Origin of the sequence: Methanocalculus sp., assembly GCF_029762515.1 — an archaeon.
Lineage (GTDB): Archaea > Halobacteriota > Methanomicrobia > Methanomicrobiales > Methanocorpusculaceae > Methanocalculus.
Window position 1 is genome coordinate 1 of record NZ_JARVGN010000349.1, and the last position, 2,460, is coordinate 2,460.

General features: G+C 51.0%; 4 protein-coding genes. 3 read left to right on the forward strand and 1 reads right to left on the reverse strand.

The annotated features are described in order from the left end of the window. Positions 1 to 21: 21 nt before the first annotated feature. Positions 22 to 1,329: a methyl-coenzyme M reductase glutamine C-methyltransferase gene (locus tag QCH34_RS10725; protein WP_300333975.1), complete on the reverse strand. Its 1,308-nt coding sequence runs from the start codon at positions 1,327 to 1,329 to the stop codon at positions 22 to 24. 116 nt (positions 1,330 to 1,445) lie between these two features. On the opposite strand from QCH34_RS10725, the gene QCH34_RS10730 reads away from it, so the two are divergent. The 3 genes from QCH34_RS10730 to QCH34_RS10740 all read left to right on the forward strand — a co-directional run. Further along, complete coding sequence (locus tag QCH34_RS10730) at positions 1,446 to 1,649, forward strand: DUF5320 domain-containing protein (RefSeq protein ID WP_300333978.1); 204 nt, start codon at positions 1,446 to 1,448, stop codon at positions 1,647 to 1,649. 181 nt (positions 1,650 to 1,830) lie between these two features. Then, positions 1,831 to 2,064, forward strand: a complete 234-nt coding sequence (locus QCH34_RS10735) for a DUF5320 domain-containing protein (protein WP_300333980.1) — start codon at positions 1,831 to 1,833, stop codon at positions 2,062 to 2,064. Continuing rightward, a partial coding sequence (locus QCH34_RS10740; protein WP_300333983.1) for a NifB/NifX family molybdenum-iron cluster-binding protein occupies positions 2,061 to 2,460 on the forward strand: 400 nt, incomplete at its 3' end. The genes QCH34_RS10735 and QCH34_RS10740, both read left to right, overlap by 4 nt.

The following is a 2,460-nucleotide window of genomic DNA, read 5'->3' on the forward strand; positions in this document are numbered from 1 at the left end:
GGAAATTCATTCCACCCTTTCTTATTTTTTAGAATATTGAAGAAGACATTCAGTAGCTTTTTTAATATCAGATCCCTGTTTCCGTACTTCTGCAAGGTAGAGATCAAATGTCCGATCATCTGCCATCGAGAATACCGGCTTGTTGAGATCGGCATGGAGCATCAGGTCAAAGGCACGCGCTTCTGCAACAGACAGCCCAAGAGCCTTATATTCACCCGTATGCGGGATATATACAGGATTTTCATCCAGAGGTGTGGATAGGACAAGATCTGCAAGCGGTGTTTTGGGAATCGGCTCTGCGGCGCTCACAAAGACATCGTCCAGTGAGAGTTCCTCAATGAGATCTTTTGTCTTCTGGTAATCATCTTCGGATTCACCGGGATATCCCACAATGAAACTCCCCGCCACTTTCAGCCCATGGTCACGGCAGCGCCTCACCGCTTCCCTCACCTGATCGACATCTGCCCCTTTCCGCATCTTTCTGAGAATGGCTTCACTCCCGGATTCAATTCCAAAAAAGACCCACCCGATGGTATAGTCACGGATCGCATCCAGCACCTCGTCAGTGATGCAATCTACCCGGATATCCGGGGAGGAGAGGTTCTTTGGACCCATTATTCCTGCAATACCCTTTAAGAGTGCGACAAAAGCTGGGACATTCATCCTCCCCTGTTCTGAAGCATAGAGCGATCCGGTACCCCCCGATATTGAGATCCGATGCGCACCGGCATCTTTGAATGCCTGCACTTCAGTGAGAATAGCCTCAATGCTCCGGCTTCTGATCTCCTGCCCGAAGTACCGGGGAACCTGGCAGAATCCGCATCCACCGATACATCCACGGTGCGTCTCAATATACACATTCGCACCCCTGACATTCTGTTCACCGATATCGGCGGGGATCAGGGGAAGAGGGCGCGTCATTGGAGATGGAGGAGATGGGCCCGTAGTGACCATCACCTCTTCTTCCATATAGGCAATCCCCGGTATTTCAGGCGAAGGGCCATCTGCCACAAGGCGTGGCGTCGTTATTTCACCTTCCCCTACAACAACTGCATCCGGCGATAATTCTCCCAAAACCATTGCCGGATGTGAAGATACCGGACCTCCGACATAACACCTGCCGCCAAGCTTTTTCCGGGCACCTATCACCTTTTTTATCCGCTCATCGAGAAGATGCTGGGTGGAATAGAGGGAGAGGAGCAGGATATCCGTATCTGTATCTTCGACAAAACGTGATATGGAGACATCGTGTCCCTGCTCTCTGAGCACTCCGCCGATCACCATGGCGCCATAGGTGATGATATCCGGAGAGATAACCTTGATCCTCATAATATGGGATTATTTGAAAGGACACAAGCATAAACAATCCGGGTTGTTAGTACGATCCATACCTTTTTGCCATTATGCGCATATGAGTACTTATTACCAAAACCAGGTGATACAAAATGCCAGGATTTGACAGAACAGGACCCCGCGGCATGGGGCCACTAACTGGACGGCGTTTGGGGCGCTGTGTTGCCCCGGCACCAGATGTACAGAGTGAAGAACAGACAGAAAGACAAGTAGTCTACGGACTCGGAAGAGGCGGAATCCCACGCGGAGGCGGCAGGGGATTTGGCAGAGGATGGGTACAAAGGCGATTCCCGTAAACATATAATGATTGGCAACTACAAACAATTCGAATTGTCATACCTCCTCATATCCCCTCTTTATTTGAACATGCATATTCCTGAGAATAGCAAAGTAGCATGGCACTTCATCGGGGATGATAGAAAGATTTAAGTATTTGTGAGCATATGAGTACTTATTACCAAAACCAGGTGATACAAAATGCCAGGATTAGATGGAATGGGGCCCCAGGGTATGGGGCCAATGACCGGAAGGCGCATGGGGCGCTGTGTTGCCCCGGCACCTGACGCACAGAGTGCAGTACAGACTGAAAGACCAATCTACGGACTCGGAAGAGGCGGTCTGCCACGCGGATGCGGCAGGGGTTTCGGAGGAGGGCGTATGCGTGGAGGGAGATTCTTCCAGCAGGCAGACCAGACGGAGGTGCAAGAGTGAAGATAGCGATTGCAATGGATGGAACACGAGTGTCTGAGCATTTCGGGCACTGCCAGAAATATGCGATATTTACTGTTCAGAATTCCATGATTATCCGGGGCGATGATCTTGACAGCCCCGGACATGAACCGGGAAAGCTCCCCCGATTCCTTGCAGAGCATGGCGCAAACCTTGTGATTGCAGGAGGGATGGGACCACGTGCAATAGATCTCTTCCATGAGAACGGGATCGATGTCATACTCGGTGCCTCAGGGGATGTCGATGCCGTAGCACAGGCATATATCCGCGGGGATCTCACAACCGGACAGAGCACATGCCATCATGGCCCTGATGACGAATGTGGCCACGATGAGAAAGAAGGAGCAATCATCTGCATTACTGCACAGGCTCCAGGTG